We start from the raw sequence: 21,483 nt of genomic DNA, 5'->3' as shown, positions 1-21,483 counted from the left end.
ATGTTATTAAATAAAACCTATTTAACAATAGTCTTATGTATTGCTAATTTAGTAGCACATGCACAATATACCGAAGTTATAAACTCTAATCGTCCTGGTGTTTCTAGGTCTGCCTTTTCTGTAGGTACAAATGTTGTACAGTTTGAAGCTGGTCCATTTAGTGTAAATGAAGAGCACACACCATTAAGATATGAAGTTTCTGGTTTTGGTGTCGATTTTGCAGTGCGTTACGGTTTACTTTTACCTCAGTTAGAAATCAATATAGAAGGTACCTATCAAAATGATACGCGTACAGATTTTAGATCTGCAATTGCTTCGGAAACAGACCGTTCAAATTTTAGAAGCTTTATTGTTGGTGCTAAGTATTTAGTTTACGATCCTTATAAAAATGCTGAAGAAGAAAAACCAAATATTTTTAGCTTTCATGCTAAAAAACGGTTTAAATGGAGTGATTTAATTCCAGCTGTAGCTGTATATGTTGGTGCTCATTTTGACTCTAAAGATAATCCATTTACAGGTCCAGGAATTGAAGGCTTTAGCCCTAAAGTAATGATTGCAACACAAAATAACTTTGCTAGCGGTTGGGTATTTGTAATGAACCTTTCTAAAGATAGAATTGGAACCGATTTTTCTGATTTTCAATACATATTAACTTTAACAAAGGCTATAAACCAACAATGGGTTTTATTTGGAGAAACGCAAGGTATACAAAGTGATTTTTATGCAGATAATCTCTTTAGATTTGGTGGTGCATATCTTTGGAGTAAAGATTTTCAGTTAGATACTGCCGTAACCTTTAATACTAAAGATACACCGTCTGTATTTGGTGTTAATTTTGGTGTGTCTTACCGTTTAGATTTTCATAAAGATCCAGGAATGGATAATGGTACATCTGCCGAAGAAGAAGCTGAACGTAAAGCTAATAAAAAGCGTAAAAAGAAAAACAAAAAAAATAAAGGTGATGACGTTCCTGATAGTGATAACAAACGTAAAAAAGAAACTCAGGATATTGATTTTGATGACGAGTAATGCCTATGATTACAACTAAAATAGCCACAACTAAGAAAGACTTAAAAACCTTTGTTAAATTTCCTTTTTCATTATATAGGGACTCAAAATATTGGGTTCCACCCATAATTAACCAAGAATTAGCGACTTTTAACAAAGACAAAAACCCAATATTTAAAGATGCTGAAGCTACATTTATTCTAGCCTATAAAGACGGAAAACTTGTTGGTCGCGTTGCTGCAATAATTAACTGGCTTGAAATAAAAAACCAAAATCAGTTAAAAATGCGTTTTGGTTGGTTTGACTTTATTGATGATTTAGAAGTCTCTAAAGCCTTATTAAATGAGGTAGAAAATATTGGTAAAAAACACAACTTAGAATATACTGAGGGCCCAGTAGGTTTTTCAAACCTAGATAAAGTTGGTGTAATTACAGAGGGTTTTGATAGAATTGCGCCAATGATTACATGGTATAATTTCCCATATTACGCCAAACATTACGAGGCTTATGGTTATAGCGTTGAAAAAAACTATGTTGAAAATCATTTTCCTTTTAAAAACGTAAAACCAGAATTTTTTAAAAAAGCACAAGATTTAATTAAACGTCGCTATAATTTACGAGCATTACAATTTACCAAAACGTCTGAAGTCATGAAGTATGCAGACAAGATGTTTGATTTGTTTAACTTAAGCTATTCCTCTCTATCTTCTTTTGTAGAGATTACAGACATACAAAAAGAGTATTTTAAAAAGAAATTTATAAGTTTTGTTAATCCAGAGTATATTAAGTTTGTTGTCGACAAGGATGATGAGCTTGTAGGATTTGCTATTGTAATGCCTAGTTTTGCTAATGCATTACAAAAAGCAAATGGTAAATTATTTCCTTTTGGTTTTAAGCATATTTTAAATGCAAAAAAGAAGAATAAAGATATTATATTCTATTTAATTGGTGTACATCCAGATTATCAAAATAAAGGTGTTCATGCTGTTATTTTTAACGAATACTATGAAACTTTTAAGGATATGGGTATGGAAACCTGTTACAGAACTCCAGAGTTAGAAGATAATGAAGCCATACATAGAATATGGAAACATTTTTTTCCGGTAATTTATAGACGACGTAAAACATTTAGAAAACCTTTATAATAAAAAAAACCGATTCATTTGAATCGGTTTTTTTGTTTTTAAATAAGTGTTAAATATTTATTCTCCCATTGCTTTAATTAAAGCAGCAGACATTCTTTTATATGTTCCGTTTTCTAAACGATCTCTAATAGCGTCAAAAGCATCTAAAGTTTCTGACACATCTTGTAATGTATGCGTTGCAGTAGGAATCATACGTAATAATATTAATCCTTTAGGTATTACTGGATATACTACTATAGAACAGAAAATACCATAATTCTCACGTAAGTCTCTAACTAAAGCCATAGCTTCAGGAATACTTCCTTTTAAATACACAGGAGTCACACAACTTTGTGTTGTACCAATATCGAATCCTCTTTCTTTTAATCCAGATTGTAAAGCATCAACAATTTTCCATAGGTTTTGCTTTAACTCTGGCATTGTACGTAACATGTCTAAACGCTTTAAAGCACCAACAGTCAATTGCATCTGTAAAGACTTAGCAAACATTTGCGAACGTAAGTTATACTTTAAATAGTCCATTATTTCTTTATCGCCTGCTATAAAAGCTCCTGTACTAGCCAAAGATTTTGCAAAGGTTGCAAAATAGACATCTATATCATCTTGAACACCTTGCTCTTCTCCTGCTCCTGCTCCTGTAGCTCCTAAAGTACCAAAACCATGAGCGTCATCTACTAGTAATCTAAAGTTAAATTTCTGCTTAAGGGCTACAATTTCTTTTAAACGTCCTTGTTCTCCACGCATTCCAAACACACCTTCAGAAATTACTAAAATCCCTCCACCAGTAGTTTCTGCCATTTTAGTAGCACGTTCTAAGTTTTTTTCTAAACTCTCTATATCATTATGTTTATAAGTAAAACGTTTACCCATATGTAAACGCACACCATCTATAATACAAGCATGAGAATCTACATCGTAAACAATAATATCGTCTTTGGCCACTAAAGCATCAATAGTAGACATGATTCCTTGGTAACCAAAATTTAATAAGTAAGCAGCTTCTTTACTTACAAACTCTGCTAATTCGTTTTGGAGTTTTTCGTGCATTGCAGTATGACCAGACATCATTCTTGCTCCCATTGGGTATGCCGAACCATATTCTGCAGCTGCATCAGCATCTACTTTACGAACTTCTGGGTGGTTTGCTAAGCCTAAGTAATCGTTAATACTCCATGTAATAACATCTTTTCCTTGAAATTTCATTCGGTTAGAAATTTGTCCTTCCAACTTTGGAAAAACAAAATAACCTTCAGCCTGTTCTGCCCATTTTCCTAATGGTCCTTTATCTTTATATATTTTAGCAAATAAATCTTTCATCTGTAATTAGTTCGTTAAGAATATACAAAATTAAGCAATTCTCTGTTTTTTGCATAATATTTTTATACTCTATTATTAACATAAAAAAAGCTGACATCTTTTTATAGATATCAGCTTTTTTAATGTTGTATCTTTTTTTATTTTATGTATTGAATACTCTGCGCAGCTTCTTCATTAATACTGTCGAAAAAGCCTTGTTCACTCATCCATTTATCACTAAAAACTTTGCTCATATATCTTGAACCATGATCTGGAAAAATAACAACAATGTTATCTGAAGTTTTAAATTCACCATGTGCGTTTAATTGTTTAACAGCTTGCATGGCAGCACCAGAAGTGTAACCAACAAATAAACCTTCTGTTTTTGCTATTTCTCTAGCAGTATGCGCACTTTCTTCATCTGTAACTTTTATAAACTTATCAATCATATCAAAATCTGTAGCAGTAGGAATTAAATTCTTACCTAAGCCTTCAATACGATAAGGATAAATTTCTTTATCATCAAACTCTCTAGTTTCGTGGTATTTTTTTAAAACCGAACCAAAAGCATCTACACCTATAATTTTAATATTTGGATTTTGTTCTTTTAAGTATTTTGCTGTTCCAGAGATTGTACCTCCTGTTCCACTACAAGCTACTAAATGTGTTATTTTACCTTCTGTTTGATTCCATATTTCTGGACCAGTTGATGCGTAATGTGCATCTATGTTTAACTGATTGAAATACTGGTTAATATAGACTGAGCCTTTAATTTCATCATGTAGGCGTTTTGCTACTTGATAATAAGATCTTGGATCGTCTGCGCTTACATTTGCAGGACAAACGTAAACCTTAGCTCCCATATTCTTTAGCATGTCTATTTTATCTGCTGAAGATTTTGAACTTACAGCCAAAATACACTCATAGCCTTTTATAACACTCACCATTGCTATACTAAATCCAGTGTTACCAGAAGTAGTTTCAATAATAGTGTCTCCAGGCTTTAATATACCTTGCTTTTCTGCTTGTTCAATTATATATAGAGCTATTCTATCTTTAGATGAATGTCCAGGATTAAAAGCTTCAACTTTAGCTAAAAAGTTACCTTTAAACTCTTCTGTCATTTTTTCTAGTTTTATCATTGGTGTATTTCCAATTAAGTCTAATACATTATCAAAAACCTCTTTGTCTTGTGCCATAAACAATATTTGTTCTGTTGTTTTAGTTAGTTATATACAACATATAAACCTCGCAAAAATAAGCATTTTTTTATTAATGGTCAATTCCTTCTAGATCAAAAAGAAACGCATATTCCAGAGCAACTTCTTTTAAACTTTCAAATCTTCCAGAAGCACCTCCATGTCCTGCTTCCATATCGATATTAAATAATAAATTATTTGAATCTGTTTTCAATTCCCTTAATTTTGCTACCCACTTTGCAGGCTCAAAATATTGTACTTGAGAATCATGTAAACCTGTTGTTACTAATAGGTTTGGGTAATTTTTAGGTGTAACATTATCGTAAGGTGAATACGATTTCATATAATTGTAATATTCTTTGTTATTTGGGTTTCCCCATTCATCGTATTCTCCTGTAGTTAATGGAATTGTATCATCTAACATAGTAGTAACAACATCTACAAAAGGTACTGCTGCAATAATACCATTATAAAGCTCTGGATTTAAGTTAACTACTGTTCCCATTAGTAAACCTCCTGCACTTCCTCCCATTGCATACAGGTGTTTTGGAGAAGTATATTTTTCTTCAATTAAAAATTTAGAACAATCTATAAAGTCTGTAAATGTGTTCATTTTTGTTAGTAATTTACCGTTTTCGTACCATTCTCTTCCTAAATATTCTCCTCCTCTAATGTGCGCTATAACATAGATAAAACCTCTGTCTAGTAAACTCAATCTTATTGTTGAAAAATAAGGGTCTATTGTTGAACCATAAGATCCATAAGAATATTGTAAAACTGGATTTTTTCCGTTTAACTCTATGCCTTTTTTGTAAACTATAGACATTGGAACTTTAACACCATCACGAGCTGTTGCCCAAATACGTTTAGATTGGTAATTATCTTTATTAAACTTACCTCCAAGAACTTCTTGCTCTTTCTTTATTGTTCTTGCTTTTGTTTTAAAATTATAATCAATTACAGAACTAGGTGTTGTTAAAGCATTATAACCGTAACGCATTTTGTTACTGTCAAAATCTGGATTATTGCCTAGATTAGCTGTGTATGTTTCGTTATCGAATGGTAAATAATAATCTTCTTTACCATTCCAACTTATAATTCTTATTTTATTGAGTCCGTTTTCGCGTTCACTAACCACTAGATAGTCTTTAAATATTTCAATATCTTCTAATAATACAGCGCTTCTATGTGGCAGTACATCTTTCCAGTATTCTTTAGTTGTAGCAGTTTCGGTTGTTTTTTGAAGCTTAAAATTAGTAGCATCATCTTTATTAGTAATAATATAAAAGCTGTCTTTATAATGCGCTATTGAGTATTCTAATTCACGTTCTCTTTCTTGAAACACTTTAAAAACACCATCTGGCGTGTCTGCGTTTAGAATACGATATTCTGAAGTTAATGTACTAGAAGAACCTATAACAATATATTTTTTAGACTTTGTCTTATAAACAAAAGAATTAAAAGTATCATCAGTTTCATTAAAAACAAGTGTATCAATTAATGCTTCTGTATTTAGTTTATGTTTATATATTTTGTCTGAGCGTAATGTGACTTCGTCTTTTAAAGTATAAAACAATGTTTTATTATCGTTTGCCCAAGTAGAGCTTCCTGTAGTATTTTCTATTTTATCTGAAAAAATTTCTCCAGTATTTAGGTTTTTAATCTGAAGCGTGTATTGTCTTCTACTTACTGTATCTACTGAAAAACTAGCCATTGTATTGTCTGGGCTAATAGAAATACCGCCTAATTTAAAATATGCGTGATTTTTAGCCATTTCGTTACAATCGAAAATAATTTCTTCTGTGGCCTCTGTGTTCTCTTTTTTTCTAGTGTATATTGGATAATCTTTACCTTTTATATATTTAGTAATATACCAATAGCCATTTAATTTATATGGTACAGAACTATCATCTTCTTTAATCCTACCTTTCATCTCCTCAAAAAGATCTTTTTGAAAAGGCTCTGTATGCTTTAAAACTGATTTAGTATATGTGTTTTCTGCATTAAGGTGATTAATAACTTCTTGATTTTCTCTATCATTCATCCAAAAATAATTATCGATACGTACATCGTTATGTTTTTCTAGAGATTTTGCAATTTTTTTTGCAATTGGAGGATTAACTTTTATTGAAGATTCTGACATATTTTATTTTTTTAAGAGATGAAGTAAAAGTAAAACTTAAAAATAATAAAAGTGCAACATTTTTCAAGAGATGTTATATTGGTTATTAACGACTCAATTTAATAGATTTGTACTAATAATTATTTAAAATAAAATTTATGTTTGGAGATTTAGCAGGAATGATGGGTAAACTTAAAGAAACCCAACAAAAAGTAGAAGAAACTAAAATAAGATTAAACACAGTATTAGTAGATGAGCAAAGTAATGAAGGTTTATTAAAAGTTACTTTAACAGCTAATAGAACTATTAAATCTATTACAATAGACGATACGCTTTTAGAAGACAAAGAACAATTAGAAGATTATTTAATATTAACATTAAATAAAGCTATTGAAAAAGCAACACAAGTTAATGAGACAGAGTTAGCTGCTGTTGCAAAAGACGGTATGCCTAATATTCCTGGAATGGACATGTTTAAATAAAACCTGAGATCACTTGTTTTTAGTAAAAAACAAAGCCTTACGTAACATTAAATTACGTAAGGCTTTATTTTTTTTAATAACTTTTAGTAAAATAATTCAGTTATGCTAAAAGTAAAAAAGAAGCCCGAAGGCTTCTTTTTTTATATAAATGAAATAAGAATTAATTCTTAGTTAGCATTGATAACTCTAAATTGAGTTCTTCTGTTTGCTAAGTGCTCTCTTTCTGTACAAGATACACCATCAGAACATCTGTTAGCTAATCTAGATTCACCATATCCATTAGATACAATTCTTGAAGAATTGATTCCTTTAGAAATTAAGTAGTTAGTTACAGCTTGTGCTCTTCTTTCAGATAAAGACCTGTTAGATGAAGCAGAACCTCTTGAATCTGTGTGAGATGCAATCTCTACAGATACACCGCCAGCTAATACAGGTAATAATTTTGAATCAATCTCAGATCTTGAAGCTGCAGTTAAAGTAGCAGAACCTAAATCCCAGTTTACGTTAAGATCGTTATATTCAACAATTTTACAATCAACTTCTTTCCAGGTAGTTAAACCACCTTTTGTTTGTAAAACTTCTTTAGATACAGTTTTATTTACAGCAGGAATAGTTACTTCATCAACTCTAGCATCACTAGCTAAGATTGTTCTCTTTAAAGAAGAAGTCTTTTGTGGTACATCGATAACTCTAGTTGTAGGAGGTGTTACCATTACAGTACGCTTCATAGTTTTAGTTACAGCAGGAATATCAATAGATCTTGTAGATTCTGGAGTAACAATTGTTTTTCTAATAGTCGTTGACTTAGAAGGAATATCGATAGCTCTAGTTGTAGGAGGCGTTGCCATTACAGTACGCTTCATAGTTTTAGTAGTAGCTGGTATTTCTGTTACTCTAGTAGTAGCAGGCGTTTGTAAAACAGTACGCTTCATTGTTTTAGTTACAGCTGGAATATCAATTACTCTTGTCGTTGGAGGCGTTACCATTACAGTACGCTTAACTGTTTTAGTTACAGCAGGAACATCTATAGCTCTTGTTGTTGGAGGTGTAACCATTACTTGTCTTGTAACCTCTTTAGTTACTTGAGGAATATCAATTACTCTTGTAGTTGCTGGAGAAACTAATACAGTCTTTTTGATTGTTTTAGTTACTGGAGCAATAGCTATAGTTCTTGTAGTTGCAGGCTGCGTCATTACTGTACGCTTAACTTGTTTAGTTACTGCAGGAATATCAATTACTCTTGTAGTAGCTGGAGTTTGGACAACTCTTCTTGTGTAAGTTCCCATTCCACAATCTGCAGAATTACTTCCACCTTGATCACAACCAGGAGTTGTAATTATTTGAGCATCTGTAGCTAAAGTAGTAGTGTTAACTGTAATATTTTGAGCTGGTACATTTTTATAACACCAGTATCTACAATCGTTAGGATCACTAGAAGCACAATCTGCAGCTGGAGTATCACTCATTCCCCATTTAGCTGTTGCTGGCTTAGTTTCAATAACTTGGTAATCTGTAGAAAATTTAGCAGGTACTACTTTTAAAGTACTTCCAAATTCTCTTTTCTTATAAGATAAAGTTTCAGTTCCCCATTTAGCAGGTATAACTTCCATTCTCTGTCCAGCTTCTTTTACTACAACTGTTTCAGTTTCACTACCATATTGAGCAGGTACAATTTCTAATCTAGAAGATGCTTGTTGTACAACAACCTCTACATTTTCAGTTCCCCATTTAGCAGGAACAACTTCCATACGTTGTCCAGCTTCTGTAACAACTACTGTTTCAGTTCTAGTCTCATATTGAGCAGGTACTGTTTGTAATTTTTGGTAAGCTTGTTGAACAACAACTGTTTCAGTTCTTGTTTCATATTGAGCAGGCACTACTTCTAATCTCTGTCCAGCTTCAGAAACAACAACTTCAAAAGTTTCTGTTCCTAATTTAGCAGGAACAACAGATAAAGTTTGTCCTCCTTCAGAAGTAGTAACATCAAAAGATTGAGTTTCATACTTTGCAGGAATTACTGTTAATTCTTGATATCCAGGTTGGATTACCATTTCTTCAGTAGTTGAATCTGTAGATCCAGAAACTTTTTCAAGTCTTTGAGATGGTCCAGTTACAGTAACATCAAAAGTTTGAGTTTCGTACTGTGCAGGTACTACTGATAATTCTTGTCCAGCAGATTGAACAACAACTTCTTCGTTCTCTGTTCTGTACTGTGCAGGTACTACTTTTAATTTTTTGTAAGCTGGTGCAACTTGAATAGTCACATCTTGATTTACCCATACGTCTGGTGTTACACAACGTACGTAACATTTTCCTGGCTCAGGATTTGTAGGTAAATCTTGTGCTAATGCTACCGTACATACGACAAAAGATAAAATTGTTAGTAATGCTTTTTTCATTTTTAAGATAATTTTAAATGGTTATTTTAAGGTTTATAGTAGACTAAAAATAATCTACCCTTTAATTTGATGTAAAAATAAATCTTATCAAACGATAAAACTACCTAATTGTTAATTATCATAATAAAATTCGACAAAATGCACGAAATAACGTTTAACATTTAGTTAACATTATTTCGTTCTAATAATCAAGTAATTACAAAATAGTAAAATATTATAAATTACTTAAAATATCGAGTAAAAACACATGCATTGATGAATTATAATCTAAATGTGTTACTATTCTTAATTTTCCTTGTCCCATATTGCTTATGTGAATATTATTACTTAATAGCAAGTTTAAAAACCTATCCTCGCTATATTTATTATTTAGTGTAAAAATCACAATATTAGTCTCAACAGGTTCTACTTTTTCTACATATGAAGCTTTCTTTAAAGTAGTCTCTATATCTTTTGCTTTAATATGGTCTTGCTTTAACAACTTCATATTGTTATCTAAGGCATATAATCCTGCTGCTGCTAAAAATCCAACTTGTCGCATACCTCCTCCAAAAAGTTTTCTTATTCTTATTGCATTTTTCATTAAATATTCGTCTCCTATTAATATTGAACCTATTGGGCAACCTAATCCTTTACTAAAGCATACAGAAATAGTGTCGAATAATGCTCCGTAATCTTCGGCAGTCTCTTCTTTTACTGATAGAGCGTTCCACAATCTTGCACCATCTAAATGAAAACCTAAACTATTAACCTCGCATACTTTTTTAATTTTTTTTAGTTCTTCAAAATCCCAACATGCTCCTCCTCCTTTATTGGTGGTATTTTCTATTTCTACTAATCGCGTTAATGGACTATGGTAAAAATCTGGCGGATTTATAGCTTCTTCAACCTGTTTTGCTGTAAACATACCTCTTTCTCCATCTAAAAGCTTACAAGATACACCACTATTAAAAGATGCTCCACCTCCTTCGTAATTAAAAATATGTGCATATTTATCGCAAATTACTTGATCTCCAGGATTGGTATGTAACTTAATTGCTGTTTGGTTTGCCATTGTACCACTTGGAAAAAATAAAGCATGAGATTTCCCAAAAAGTTTGGCTACTCGAGTCTCTAGTTTATTTACGGTTTCGTCTTCTTTATAAACATCATCTCCAACTTTAGCATCCAGCATGACTTCTAACATGCCTTGAGATGGCTTTGTTACCGTATCACTTCTTAAATCTATTTTCATTTTTTATTTTATTTGTATTCAAAAATCACTTTATAAAATTTAGTTTTACATTGGTAATTTCTTGTTTTAAAATTTTTAGTATAAAACTATAAAATAAGTGAGTAATAATTTCTATATCTTACTATTAATTCTATTTTTGTTTTAAACAATTTATTATGATTACACAAGATCAAATTAAGAATCTCATACAACGCCTTAACATGTTAAGGCAATATCTTTGACATAGATGCTAAACTTATAGAAATTAGCAATGAAGAAGAACAAACCTTTTCTCCCGATTTCTGGAACGACTCTAAAGCTGCCGAAATAATAATGAGGTCTCTTCGCGAGAAGAAAAAATGGGTTGAAGATTATAATACAGCTAACATATTTATTGAAGATTTAGAAGTTATTTACGAGTTCTTCAAAGAAAATGAAGCTACTTCAGAAAATGTTGAAAATCGTTTTACTAAAGCGCAAACTTTAATTGAAGACTTAGAATTTAAAAACATGCTTTCTGAAGAAGGAGACAACCTTAGCGCTGTACTTCAAATTACTGCTGGTGCAGGAGGTACAGAAAGTTGCGATTGGGCAGAAATGCTTATGCGTATGTATTTAATGTATGCAGAAAAAAACAACTTTAAAGTAAAAGAACTTAACTTTCAATCTGGAGATGTTGCAGGAATAAAAACAGTTACCATTGAAATTGAAGGCGATTTTGCTTTTGGCTGGCTTAAAGGTGAAAACGGCGTGCATAGATTGGTACGTATTTCTCCTTTTGATAGTAATGCAAAACGACATACTAGTTTTGCTTCGGTATATGTCTATCCATTGGTAGATGATTCCATCGAAATTGAAATAAATCCAGCAGATATAGATATTGTAACAGCAAGATCAAGTGGAGCTGGTGGACAAAACGTTAACAAAGTAGAAACTAAAGTGCAGTTAACACACAAACCTTCTGGAATACAAATTTCTTGTAGTGAAACACGCTCGCAGCACGATAACAGATCTAGAGCCATGCAAATGCTAAAATCTCAACTATACGAGATAGAATTACAAAAACAATTAGCACAACGTGAAGATATAGAGGCAGGAAAAATGAAAATTGAATGGGGAAGCCAAATTAGAAATTATGTTATGCATCCTTATAAATTAGTAAAAGATGTAAGATCTGCTCACGAAACAGGAAATGTGGATGCAGTTATGGATGGCGATATTATACCATTTTTAAAAGCTTATTTAATGATCATGGGACAAAAAACATCAGAATCTAATCAATTATAAGAATAATTTCTGTTTACCAGAAAATAACAAATAAATTTTTAATATGATAAAAATATACCATAACAACCGTTGTAGCAAATCACGTTTAGGATTAGAAATTTTAGAAAATTTGGGACAAAACTTTGAAATTATTAAATATCTTGAAAATGTGCCAACAAAATCAGAATTAATAACCCTTATTAAATTACTTAAAATAGAACCTATAGCACTGGTTAGAAAAAGCGAAGCTATTTGGAAAACAGAATTTAAAAATAAAACTCTAACAGACGAAACTATTATTGATGCCATGATAAAACATCCTAAACTAATAGAAAGACCAATAATAGTAAATGGAAATAAAGCTGTTATTGCTCGCCCAACTGAGCTCATACATACCATTATATAGTAAAAATTTATTATACTTGTATATTAAATTGATTAAAAGTAAATCCCTTAAATTCCCTTAAAAATAAATGATAGTAATATATCACAATCCAGAATCGAAAGATGCTAACAAATGTTTAGAAATATTAGAAACCAGCAAAAGCAATCATAAAATTATTAAATATAAAGACAAACCTTTAGACGCTTTAAAACTTAGTAAAATAATTAAATTACTTAACATATCTCCCATAGAGATTATTAGAACAAAAGATAGTCTTTGGGTAAAAAAATTTCAACATGTATTAGATTCTGGAATTCAATTTACTGAGGAGGAGTATATTCAAATAATGATAAAATATCCAGAATTAATAGAACGTCCAATAATTATTAATGGTGATAAAGTTGCCATTGGAGAACCTGTAACAAAAATATTTGACATAATATCCTAGCAAAAAAAAAGATTTGTTAATAGCAGGCCTTTTTTATTTAACAAACCTTTAACCAAGGCCATTTAAACCTTATGCTACTTTTGCAATCTTAGATTTAAATATAAGATATGTATAAAGCAATAGTTATTATCATATTAACCCTTTTAATATCCTTTTCAGCGTTAGCCCAAAAAGAAGTTCCTGTTTCTGGTAAAATTCTAGAACAAAACACTAATATTCCTTTAGAATGGGCTACAATAGTTATTTCTAATCCTAAAGATGGAAAAATTATAACTGGTGGTACTGCAGACCATAAAGGTGCGTTTAATTTTAATGTTGCAACTGGTACTTATAATGTTTCTTTCGAGTTTATTAGTTTCGAAAAGATGACATTAAAAAACAAAGTAATTGATAAAGCTTTTAACTTTGGAACTATTTTTCTTAAAGAAGACGCTACTACACTAGCTGAAGTAGAGATTATTGCCGAAAAAACAACGGTAGAAATTAAACTTGATAAAAAAATCTATAACGTTGGTAAAGATTTAACAGTACGTGGCGGAACCGTTAGCGATGTTTTAGATAATGTACCTTCAGTCTCTGTAGATGTAGAAGGAAATGTTGCACTTCGTGGCAACGATAATGTACGTATTTTAATTAACGGAAAACCTTCTGGTTTAGTTGGTTTAAACTCTACAGATGCATTAAGACAACTTCCAGCAGAATCCATCGAAAAAATTGAGGTTATTACTTCTCCTTCTGCACGATACGATGCTGAAGGAACTGGAGGAATATTAAATATTATTTTACGTCGTAGTAAATTGCAAGGCTTAAATGGAGCCATTACTACTAATGTAGGTTATAATCCTTCAGCAGGAATAAATGGAAATTTAAACTATAGAACAGGCAACATAAATATTTTTAATACTTCTGGATATAGCTACAGAGAAGTTCCAGGAAATTCATCTTCATCTACTCAATATAGATCTACAGGTGATTTTTTAGACGAAACCAATACTTTCGATAGGCAAAGAAAAGGTTTAACCTCCAATATTGGTATAGAATGGTATATGGATGATAGTACCTCTCTAACAGCTTCTTTATTATATAGAGATAGTAATAATGAAGATTTAAATACAAATATTCTAAATCAACTTGATGCAAATAGAACTCTATTATCTACAACTACACGATTAGAACCACAGTTTGAAGATAATAAAACATTACAATATGCTTTAAATTTTCAGAAAAACTACGAAGATAGCGGACATACCTTTACCGTAGATTTTCAATATGAAGACAACCAAGAAAACGAAAACTCACTAATTACAGTAGATAATCTAGCTACAGAGCGTGTGGCAACTATAGAAGACCAAAGACAGATTCTTTTACAAACAGATTATGTATTACCAATTGGAGAAAATAGCCAATTTGAAGCTGGCTACAGAGGGAATTTTGATGAAACTAATACCGATTTTAACGTTGCTTTTTTTAACCAAAACTCAGGTGTTTTTGAGACAAGTACAGATTTAACTAATGTACTAAACTTCAAGCAATACATTAATGCGGTTTACACACAATATGGAAGTAAGTTTAATAAGTTTTCTTTTTTATTAGGGTTACGTTTAGAGGACACAAGATTTACCATAGATCAGCCTACAAGTGGTCAATTAGACAAAAAAAACTTCACAGGCTTGTTTCCTACAATTAATTTAAGTTATGAGTTTAACAAAAAAGAAAATATAACTCTAGGTTATGCAAGACGTATTAGAAGACCAAGAGGTCGTTTTTTAAATCCGTTTCCTTCTAGAAATAGTGTTACTAACTTTTTTCAAGGTAATCCAGATTTAGACCCTAGTTTTTCTGGACAAATAGATTTAGGTTATTTAAAACGTTTTGGCAAGTTTATTTTTAACACATCTGCTTACTATTCTCGTGCAACAGATGGTTTTAGTTTTATAAGTTTCGACACAGGAAATACTGCTAATGTAAATGGACAAGAATTACCTATTATTCAACGTACTCCAATTAATTTAGCAACAGAAGATCGTTACGGTTTTGAGTTTACATTAACTTACAATCCTTCTAGAAAATGGCGTGTAAATGGTAACTTTAATTTCTTTCAAAATGAAATAATAGGAACTACACCTAACGGTTTATCTTTAGATAACACCAATAGTAGTTGGTTTGCGCGTGTAAGTAATAAATATACTTTACCTGCAAATATAGATTGGCAAACTAATTTAAATTATAGAGGTCCTAGTGCAGATGCTCAAAACAGAAGGCAAGGCATTTTTACTACTACCATGGCTTTTAGTAAAGATTTATTTAAAGAAAAGGCTTCTATAGCATTTAATGTTAACGATTTACTTAATAGCAGAAAGAGAGTTCAAGAAACCTTTACACCAACTTTTGATGCAGAAAGTGAGTTTCAATGGAGAGAACGCAGTTTTAATTTGTCTTTTACTTACAGGTTTAACCAGAAAAAGAAACGTGAGCAACGTGGTGATTTTGGTAGTAGTAATGAAAGTTTCGAAGGCTAGAAAAGTAAAACGAATTTGAAAACAAACAAACAAACAAACAAACAAACAAACAAACAAACAAACAAAACATACTAGACAACTTATGCTACACAGAACTTGTTTACTAGAGAATAAATAAGAAATTAAATGTAAAGCTTTCTAAAAATAAAATTGAAACCTATATACTTGATGTTTTAAAATCTACTACAATTAATAACTTTACAAAAACTGGAAAAAACTATTATGTTGTAAATACTAAACATAATATTAGAATAACCATTAATTATAATACAACTAGGATAATTACTGTAGATCATATTCAATAAAAAAGAGAAACTTATAATAAGTTTCCCTTTTTTTATATATTATTAAAAAGCTATTTACGCTTTTTCTTTTTTTGCTTTACGTTCTTCTTTAATTTCGTTAAGACGTTCTATTAAACTTCCGCCAATCCAATAAGGAACAACAAATGTTATTAAAAATATCATTAACCAAAAACCTATAGTTAATATTGTTAAAAATGCTAAAAAGCCTAAATATTGGTCGAATTCGAACATAATTGTGTTTGTCTTGTTTTTAATGCAAAGCAAAGATAAGTTAAACTCTTTTTTTATACAATATAAAGTTTATAATTATTAACAGACTTGTTAACTAAGTTGATTTTTGAGATTAGCTTAACGCTCAGGCTATGATTAGTGCGGCGCAGAAATTCAGCGAATTTCAAGCCAGCACAAGTAAAAGCTTTGAGCTGTTTTTTAGTTTGTTAGGATAAAAATAGGGAAAAAGCTTTTGCGACAATGCAAATCAGCCAATATTTCGATTATCAACTGCTCCCGCATTAATTATAGCCCTTGTTGTGTGTAGTTTGCTATGCATTTCTTATAGCGTCAAAAAGCTCAATATCTGAATATTTTTTTTCTTTATAATTTATTGAAATCGGTTCAAGTCTAGAATCCGTTAAGTTATATACTAATAGTACGTCAGAAATTGGAATTTTGAAAAAGTCATCATAATACTCTATTGCATATTCATTTCCATCCAGCTTAATTATTCTTTGAGTTTTTGGGAAATCATATTTAGAATTTACTATTGTTCTTTTTTTTACAGTTTTTTTATCAATTTGGTTATATGGTTCTTTTTTGAAAAACCTATTCTCTCTCATTTTTTTAAGAAAATCAATACTGATTAAAACAAATAAGCAGAATGTTGTCAACCCAGTGACAAACAATGTAGGATAAATCAAATTTTCCCATGACTTATATAATCCAGTAAATAAACAAATCAGAAATACAATTCCACCAAAAATTATTAAAAGTAATTTCAGTTGATTTTTAATTGTATTTAGATAATTATTAGTCATTTATTTTAATTACACACAACGGTTTCTTTGATATGAAATCGTTTTAATGTTTTATATCATACGTTAAGCTAAGTTAGTTTTTATAAAATTGATAATCAATAGCAAGTATCTCAATCCACTTAAAACTTATCAACATTCATTCAAAAATAATGCTCAAATTTTCGTAATTTTACAATCCTAAAATAAACCAAAAACAGATGGAATTTAGAATAGAAAAAGATACAATGGGAGACGTTAAAGTACCTTCAAATAAACTTTGGGGAGCACAAACGGAACGTTCAAGAAATAATTTTAAAATTGGTACTGCTGCTTCTATGCCTTTAGAAGTGGTTTACGGTTTTGCATATTTAAAAAAAGCTGCTGCGTTTACTAATGCAGAATTAGGCGTTTTAGATAACGATAAACGCGATTTAATAGCTCAAGTTTGCGAAGAGATTTTAGATGGTAAACACGACGACCAATTTCCATTAGTAATCTGGCAAACAGGTTCTGGCACTCAGTCTAACATGAATATAAATGAGGTTGTGGCTAACAGAGCACACCAAATTGCTGGAAAAATAATTGGTGAAGGCGAAAAAACAATTCAACCAAATGACGACGTTAACAAATCGCAATCCTCTAACGATACGTTTCCAACAGGCATGCATATTGCAGCTTATAAAAAAATTGTAGAAACTACCATTCCTGGTGTTATAAAATTAAGAAATACACTAAACGATAAGGTAACTGCTTTTAAAGATGTGGTTAAAATTGGTCGTACACACTTAATGGATGCAACTCCTTTAACTTTAGGTCAAGAATTTTCAGGTTATGTGTCGCAACTAGATCATGGTCTAAAAGCACTAGAAAACACTTTACCACATTTATCTGAACTTGCTTTAGGTGGCACTGCTGTTGGTACTGGTTTAAATACACCTAAAGGATACGACGTTTTGGTTGCTAAATACATTGCTAAATTTACAAATTTACCTTTTATAACTGCTGAAAATAAATTTGAAGCTTTAGCTGCACACGATGCTATTGTAGAGTCTCATGGTGCTTTAAAACAATTAGCAGTTTCGCTTAACAAAATAGCTAACGATATTAGAATGATGGCTTCTGGTCCTCGTTCTGGAATTGGAGAAATTATTATACCTGCAAACGAGCCTGGAAGTTCTATTATGCCTGGAAAAGTAAATCCAACACAATGTGAGGCTTTAACTATGGTTTGTGCGCAAGTTATGGGTAACGATGTTGCTGTTACTGTTGGTGGTACTCAAGGTCATTACGAGCTTAATGTGTTTAAACCAATGATGGCTGCAAATATTTTACAAAGCGCACAATTAATTGGTGATGCTTGTACAAGTTTCGAAGCGCATTGTGCTGCTGGAATAGAACCAAATCACGATGTAATTAAAGAGCTGTTAAATAACTCTTTAATGTTGGTTACTGCTTTAAATACCAAAATAGGCTATTACAAAGCTGCCGAAATAGCAAACACTGCTCATAAAAATGGAACAACACTAAAAACCGAAGCTGTTAATTTAGGTTATGTAACTGCTGAAGACTATGATGAATGGGTAAAACCAGAAAATATGGTTGGTGGTTTAAAATAACTACTATTTATGCCTTTTCAGGAATTATAAATAGGCTATTAAAAAACTTTTAATTAATACAAAGAAAAATTAAACCGATTAGCTTAACGCTAATCGGTTTTTTAGTTTAGTTAGTTATTACATTTTTTAAGGGAAATATTTTAACCAACACAATTTAAAACAATAGTTTTTTAAAAACGTTAACACAGGTAAACAATAGTTAAATAAATTTAAGAATCATTAAAAACAAAGCTTTACAACTTAGCTCTAACTCTACTCAACTGCACAGGAGTTATACCTAAACTTGCAGCAATTTTATATTGTGGAATTATATTATCTAAGCCTGGAATACGCTCTCTAAGTAATAAATAGCGCTCTGTCGCATCTTTAGACGATAATTCTATAAAACTCAATTCTCGATTAAGGACTATGTCTTCTAGAAACTTACCATAAAGTTCCATTAGGTTAATGTCTTTTTTACAAAACCCATAAAAAAGATCATAATCAATTTCAAAAACGTGGCAGTCTGTTAGTGCTTCAAAAATTAAGTCTGTTGGCTTTTGTTTTAATAAGGCTTTAAACGAAGCAAAAAACATAAACGGATTTAACAAAGAAATAGTAACTTCTTTTCCGCTAGAAAGTAGAAGATAAGAACGAACAACACCACTAGCAATAAAATAAATTTTTTGAGGTACTGTACCAAAATCAAGAAGTTTATCTCCTTTTTTTATTTCTTTATAATTTGCTATATCATATAAACTATCGAATACAGTTATAGGCAAAGGTTGAAACTTATTGATATACTCAAAAGCCTCCTTATAATAAGGTTTCATATCTATTATTTGCGAAATATAAATAGCACTTTATACTTCAATTACACATTTACTCTCGAAATGTAATTAATTATAAGAAGTAAAATTTATTTTTTCGTTGTAAACAAGTCATTATACGTTATAAAACTAGCAGCAATAAATTGTTCAACTTTATTCATTTTATCTATATTTGGAGTATGATTTCGTATTTAAACAATCCTAAAAATAACATTATTACTATAATAATTATAGAAATAATCACGCTATCCATTTCTTTTACAGCAGATTACTCTGGAGCAGGTATGATAGCAGCACTTTTAAAATGGATACCAGCAATTATAGGTATTGCCACACTTATACTCTATTTTGTATCTCGTTTATTTACAAAAAAATATAACTGGATTATTAGTATCATTGGCGCAATAGTAATGTTTATTGCTGCTTATAATTTATACATAACAGATTACTCTCAAACACTTTAGCATGTCTCTATTAATAAAAAACATAAAAGAATTACTTCAAATTAGAGCATCAGATATTTTAAAAGTTTCTGGAAAGGAAATGAAAATACTTCCAACTCTTAAAAATGCCTATGTTTTTATTGAAGATGATACTATTGTAGATTTTGGAAGCATGGAAAACTGTAAATATCCAAATGCAGATGAAATTATAGATGCCTCTGGAAAAATTGTACTGCCTACTTGGTGCGATTCTCACACACATATTGTTTATGCTGGAAATCGAGAGCAGGAATTTGTAGATAGAATAAACGGCTTGTCTTACGAGGAAATCGCCAACAGAGGTGGTGGTATTTTAAACAGTGCTAAAACACTTGCAAACACTAGTGAAGACGATTTATACCAACAATCTATTGAACGCGTAAAAAACGTTATGCTATTAGGATCTGGTGCTTTAGAAATAAAATCTGGTTACGGTTTATCTACAGAAACTGAACTTAAAATGCTACGTGTTATTAAGCGTATTAAAAAAGAATTCCCAATAAAAATAAAAGCAACATTTCTAGGTGCACACGCTTTTCCTTTAGAATACAAAGAAAATAAACAAGGTTATTTAGATCTTATTATTAATGAGATGTTACCAAAAATAGCCAAAGAAAACTTAGCGAATTACGTAGATGTTTTTTGCGAAAAAGGTTATTTCTCTTTAGAAGATACAGAGCAAATTTTGGTTGCTGCAAAACAATATCATTTAATACCAAAAATTCACGTAAACCAGTTTAATGCATTTGGAGGTATTGCATTAGCTGTAAAGCATAATGCATTAAGTGTTGACCATTTAGAAGAATTAAATACAGATGACATAAAAGCACTTAAAAACAGCAACACAATGCCTGTTGCTTTACCATCCTGTTCTTATTTTTTAAGTATTCCATACACACCAGGAAGACAAATTATAGATGCAGGTTTGCCTTTGGCACTTGCAACAGATTATAATCCAGGTTCTACACCTTCCGGAAACATGAATTTTGTTGTAAGTACTGCTTGCATTAAAATGAAATTAACACCAGAAGAAGCTATTAACGCAGCAACTATTAATGGTGCTTATGCTATGGGAATTAGTAACCAATATGGCAGTATAACAAAAGGTAAAAAAGCCAATTTAATCATTACTAAAAAAGTACCTAGTTACAACTACTTACCTTATGCTTTTGGAAATAATAATATAGATAAAGTGATAATAAATGGAAAAGCTATTTAATTTTAAAATTGAAAGCACCTTGCCTTGCTCAACACTTTGCATAGCGAATGGTTTAAACAACTTTTTATCACTTTGCAATCATCTTAAAAACTTACCATACGGAAGAACTAATAACAGAAGTGACTATAATTCAGTTTTAAAAGAAAATAAAGGTACCTGCTCCACAAAACATGCCTTTTTAAAGCAGGTTGCTATTGAAAATAATATTGATAGCGTTAAGCTTTTTATTGGTATTTATAAAATGAACAACTCTAATACAAAAGGTATTGGCAAGGTTCTAGAAAAACATAATCTACAATACATTCCCGAAGCACACACGTATATAAAAATTAATAATACGATAGTAGATATAACCAGAAATACCATTTCTGGAGAATCTTTTGAAAACACATTATTAAAAGAGGTCGAGATTATTCCTAATGCCATTGGAGATTTTAAAATACAATTACACCAAAATTATTTAAAACAATGGATTTTAAAAGAAGAACTAAATTATAATTTTGAATCTATTTGGAGTATTCGTGAACAATGTATTACAGCTATAAGCGCATAAAAAA

General features: G+C 30.9%; 20 protein-coding genes. 12 read left to right on the top strand and 8 right to left on the bottom strand.

Annotated elements, in window-relative coordinates; translation table 11 throughout:
• Together Q0C58_RS09140 and Q0C58_RS09135 are read left to right on the top strand one after the other, a co-directional pair.
• A partial coding sequence (locus Q0C58_RS09140) for a transporter (protein WP_290700396.1) occupies nucleotides 1-1,029 on the top strand: 1,029 nt, incomplete at its 5' end.
• A 5-nt stretch (nucleotides 1,030-1,034) separates the two neighbouring features.
• Complete coding sequence (locus Q0C58_RS09135; RefSeq protein WP_290700393.1) at nucleotides 1,035-2,153, top strand: GNAT family N-acetyltransferase; 1,119 nt, start codon at nucleotides 1,035-1,037, stop codon at nucleotides 2,151-2,153.
• A gap of 57 nt (nucleotides 2,154-2,210) precedes the next feature.
• Here Q0C58_RS09135 and Q0C58_RS09130 read toward each other — a convergent pair whose 3' ends face one another.
• The 3 genes from Q0C58_RS09130 to Q0C58_RS09120 all read right to left on the bottom strand — a co-directional run bounded on the left by Q0C58_RS09130 (nucleotide 2,211) and on the right by Q0C58_RS09120 (nucleotide 6,791).
• The gene (locus Q0C58_RS09130) at nucleotides 2,211-3,470 is read right to left on the bottom strand and encodes an aminotransferase class I/II-fold pyridoxal phosphate-dependent enzyme (protein WP_290700390.1); all 1,260 of its coding nucleotides are present in this window, start codon (nucleotides 3,468-3,470) and stop codon (nucleotides 2,211-2,213) included.
• A 137-nt stretch (nucleotides 3,471-3,607) separates the two neighbouring features.
• Entirely contained in the window at nucleotides 3,608-4,648 is a 1,041-nt protein-coding gene (locus Q0C58_RS09125) for a cysteine synthase family protein (protein WP_290700387.1), read from the bottom strand.
• Between the two features lie 73 nt (nucleotides 4,649-4,721).
• Nucleotides 4,722-6,791: a S9 family peptidase gene (locus tag Q0C58_RS09120; RefSeq protein WP_290700384.1), complete on the bottom strand. Its 2,070-nt coding sequence runs from the start codon at nucleotides 6,789-6,791 to the stop codon at nucleotides 4,722-4,724.
• A 137-nt stretch (nucleotides 6,792-6,928) separates the two neighbouring features.
• Here Q0C58_RS09120 and Q0C58_RS09115 point away from each other — a divergent pair, with 137 nt between their 5' ends.
• On the top strand, nucleotides 6,929-7,252 hold the full coding sequence (locus Q0C58_RS09115; protein ID WP_290700381.1) for a YbaB/EbfC family nucleoid-associated protein: 324 nt from the start codon (nucleotides 6,929-6,931) through the stop codon (nucleotides 7,250-7,252).
• Between the two features lie 167 nt (nucleotides 7,253-7,419).
• Here the strand turns inward: Q0C58_RS09115 and Q0C58_RS09110 are convergent, their stop codons facing one another.
• Both Q0C58_RS09110 and Q0C58_RS09105 read right to left on the bottom strand, forming a co-directional pair.
• A complete protein-coding gene (locus Q0C58_RS09110; RefSeq protein ID WP_290700378.1) occupies nucleotides 7,420-9,651 on the bottom strand; it encodes an OmpA family protein in 2,232 nt (743 codons plus the stop codon).
• A gap of 214 nt (nucleotides 9,652-9,865) precedes the next feature.
• On the bottom strand, nucleotides 9,866-10,885 hold the full coding sequence (locus tag Q0C58_RS09105) for a GntG family PLP-dependent aldolase (RefSeq protein WP_290700375.1): 1,020 nt from the start codon (nucleotides 10,883-10,885) through the stop codon (nucleotides 9,866-9,868).
• Nucleotides 10,886-11,040: 155 nt separating this feature from the next.
• On the opposite strand from Q0C58_RS09105, the gene prfB reads away from it, so the two are divergent.
• From prfB to Q0C58_RS12455, 5 genes are all read left to right on the top strand, one after another.
• Nucleotides 11,041-12,151, top strand: a protein-coding gene (gene prfB, locus Q0C58_RS09100; RefSeq protein ID WP_290700372.1) for a peptide chain release factor 2 whose coding sequence is annotated in 2 segments (ribosomal slippage) — nucleotides 11,041-11,103 and nucleotides 11,105-12,151 — 1,110 coding nt in all. Because the reading frame shifts where the segments join, the coding sequence is not laid out codon by codon here.
• A gap of 43 nt (nucleotides 12,152-12,194) precedes the next feature.
• Nucleotides 12,195-12,536, top strand: a complete 342-nt coding sequence (arsC, locus tag Q0C58_RS09095; protein ID WP_290700369.1) for an arsenate reductase (glutaredoxin) — start codon at nucleotides 12,195-12,197, stop codon at nucleotides 12,534-12,536.
• Nucleotides 12,537-12,603: 67 nt separating this feature from the next.
• Nucleotides 12,604-12,963, top strand: coding sequence for an ArsC/Spx/MgsR family protein (locus tag Q0C58_RS09090; RefSeq protein WP_290700366.1), 360 nt, complete (start codon nucleotides 12,604-12,606; stop codon nucleotides 12,961-12,963).
• A 107-nt stretch (nucleotides 12,964-13,070) separates the two neighbouring features.
• Nucleotides 13,071-15,482, top strand: a complete 2,412-nt coding sequence (locus Q0C58_RS09085) for a TonB-dependent receptor (RefSeq protein WP_290700363.1) — start codon at nucleotides 13,071-13,073, stop codon at nucleotides 15,480-15,482.
• A 110-nt stretch (nucleotides 15,483-15,592) separates the two neighbouring features.
• Nucleotides 15,593-15,787, top strand: coding sequence for a DUF3781 domain-containing protein (locus Q0C58_RS12455; RefSeq protein ID WP_366841554.1), 195 nt, complete (start codon nucleotides 15,593-15,595; stop codon nucleotides 15,785-15,787).
• Nucleotides 15,788-15,841: 54 nt separating this feature from the next.
• Here Q0C58_RS12455 and Q0C58_RS09080 read toward each other — a convergent pair whose 3' ends face one another.
• A complete protein-coding gene (locus tag Q0C58_RS09080; protein WP_290700360.1) occupies nucleotides 15,842-16,018 on the bottom strand; it encodes a hypothetical protein in 177 nt (58 codons plus the stop codon).
• 311 nt (nucleotides 16,019-16,329) lie between these two features.
• Complete coding sequence (locus tag Q0C58_RS09075; RefSeq protein ID WP_290700357.1) at nucleotides 16,330-16,821, bottom strand: hypothetical protein; 492 nt, start codon at nucleotides 16,819-16,821, stop codon at nucleotides 16,330-16,332.
• 197 nt (nucleotides 16,822-17,018) lie between these two features.
• On the opposite strand from Q0C58_RS09075, the gene fumC reads away from it, so the two are divergent.
• Nucleotides 17,019-18,416, top strand: coding sequence for a class II fumarate hydratase (gene fumC, locus Q0C58_RS09070; protein ID WP_290700354.1), 1,398 nt, complete (start codon nucleotides 17,019-17,021; stop codon nucleotides 18,414-18,416).
• 233 nt (nucleotides 18,417-18,649) lie between these two features.
• Here fumC and Q0C58_RS09065 read toward each other — a convergent pair whose 3' ends face one another.
• On the bottom strand, nucleotides 18,650-19,228 hold the full coding sequence (locus Q0C58_RS09065; protein WP_290700352.1) for a Crp/Fnr family transcriptional regulator: 579 nt from the start codon (nucleotides 19,226-19,228) through the stop codon (nucleotides 18,650-18,652).
• A 140-nt stretch (nucleotides 19,229-19,368) separates the two neighbouring features.
• Between Q0C58_RS09065 and Q0C58_RS09060 the strand changes: the two genes are divergently transcribed.
• From Q0C58_RS09060 to Q0C58_RS09050, 3 genes are read left to right on the top strand one after another with little or no spacing between them, the layout of a single operon-like run.
• Nucleotides 19,369-19,689 carry a hypothetical protein gene (locus Q0C58_RS09060; RefSeq protein ID WP_290700350.1) on the top strand — a complete coding sequence of 107 codons (321 nt, stop codon included), beginning with the start codon at nucleotides 19,369-19,371 and terminating at the stop codon, nucleotides 19,687-19,689.
• A gap of 1 nt (nucleotide 19,690) precedes the next feature.
• The gene (gene hutI, locus Q0C58_RS09055; protein ID WP_290700348.1) at nucleotides 19,691-20,926 is read left to right on the top strand and encodes an imidazolonepropionase; all 1,236 of its coding nucleotides are present in this window, start codon (nucleotides 19,691-19,693) and stop codon (nucleotides 20,924-20,926) included.
• Entirely contained in the window at nucleotides 20,910-21,479 is a 570-nt protein-coding gene (locus Q0C58_RS09050) for a hypothetical protein (RefSeq protein WP_290700345.1), read from the top strand. The genes hutI and Q0C58_RS09050 overlap by 17 nt, the downstream gene beginning before the upstream one ends.
• Nucleotides 21,480-21,483 lie beyond the last annotated feature (4 nt).

This window comes from Lacinutrix sp. (genome assembly GCF_023299985.1).
Classification (GTDB): Bacteria; Bacteroidota; Bacteroidia; order Flavobacteriales; family Flavobacteriaceae; genus Lacinutrix.
The sequence above is the reverse complement of the archived record's forward strand: the minus strand, read 5'-3'. Positions and strand labels throughout refer to the sequence as shown.

What these genes read in the sequence shown, in the direction of transcription:
- Q0C58_RS09135 (WP_290700393.1), top strand. Translation starts at nt 1,035, where the DNA reads ATGATTACAACTAAAATAGCCACAACTAAGAAAGACTTAAAAACCTTT.
- Q0C58_RS09130 (WP_290700390.1), bottom strand. Translation starts at nt 3,470, where the DNA reads ATGAAAGATTTATTTGCTAAAATATATAAAGATAAAGGACCATTAGGA.
- Q0C58_RS09125 (WP_290700387.1), bottom strand. Translation starts at nt 4,648, where the DNA reads ATGGCACAAGACAAAGAGGTTTTTGATAATGTATTAGACTTAATTGGA.
- Q0C58_RS09120 (WP_290700384.1), bottom strand. Translation starts at nt 6,791, where the DNA reads ATGTCAGAATCTTCAATAAAAGTTAATCCTCCAATTGCAAAAAAAATT.
- Q0C58_RS09115 (WP_290700381.1), top strand. Translation starts at nt 6,929, where the DNA reads ATGTTTGGAGATTTAGCAGGAATGATGGGTAAACTTAAAGAAACCCAA.
- Q0C58_RS09110 (WP_290700378.1), bottom strand. Translation starts at nt 9,651, where the DNA reads ATGAAAAAAGCATTACTAACAATTTTATCTTTTGTCGTATGTACGGTA.
- Q0C58_RS09105 (WP_290700375.1), bottom strand. Translation starts at nt 10,885, where the DNA reads ATGAAAATAGATTTAAGAAGTGATACGGTAACAAAGCCATCTCAAGGC.
- arsC (WP_290700369.1), top strand. Translation starts at nt 12,195, where the DNA reads ATGATAAAAATATACCATAACAACCGTTGTAGCAAATCACGTTTAGGA.
- Q0C58_RS09090 (WP_290700366.1), top strand. Translation starts at nt 12,604, where the DNA reads ATGATAGTAATATATCACAATCCAGAATCGAAAGATGCTAACAAATGT.
- Q0C58_RS09085 (WP_290700363.1), top strand. Translation starts at nt 13,071, where the DNA reads ATGTATAAAGCAATAGTTATTATCATATTAACCCTTTTAATATCCTTT.
- Q0C58_RS09080 (WP_290700360.1), bottom strand. Translation starts at nt 16,018, where the DNA reads ATGTTCGAATTCGACCAATATTTAGGCTTTTTAGCATTTTTAACAATA.
- Q0C58_RS09075 (WP_290700357.1), bottom strand. Translation starts at nt 16,821, where the DNA reads ATGACTAATAATTATCTAAATACAATTAAAAATCAACTGAAATTACTT.
- fumC (WP_290700354.1), top strand. Translation starts at nt 17,019, where the DNA reads ATGGAATTTAGAATAGAAAAAGATACAATGGGAGACGTTAAAGTACCT.
- Q0C58_RS09065 (WP_290700352.1), bottom strand. Translation starts at nt 19,228, where the DNA reads ATGAAACCTTATTATAAGGAGGCTTTTGAGTATATCAATAAGTTTCAA.
- hutI (WP_290700348.1), top strand. Translation starts at nt 19,691, where the DNA reads ATGTCTCTATTAATAAAAAACATAAAAGAATTACTTCAAATTAGAGCA.
- Q0C58_RS09050 (WP_290700345.1), top strand. Translation starts at nt 20,910, where the DNA reads ATGGAAAAGCTATTTAATTTTAAAATTGAAAGCACCTTGCCTTGCTCA.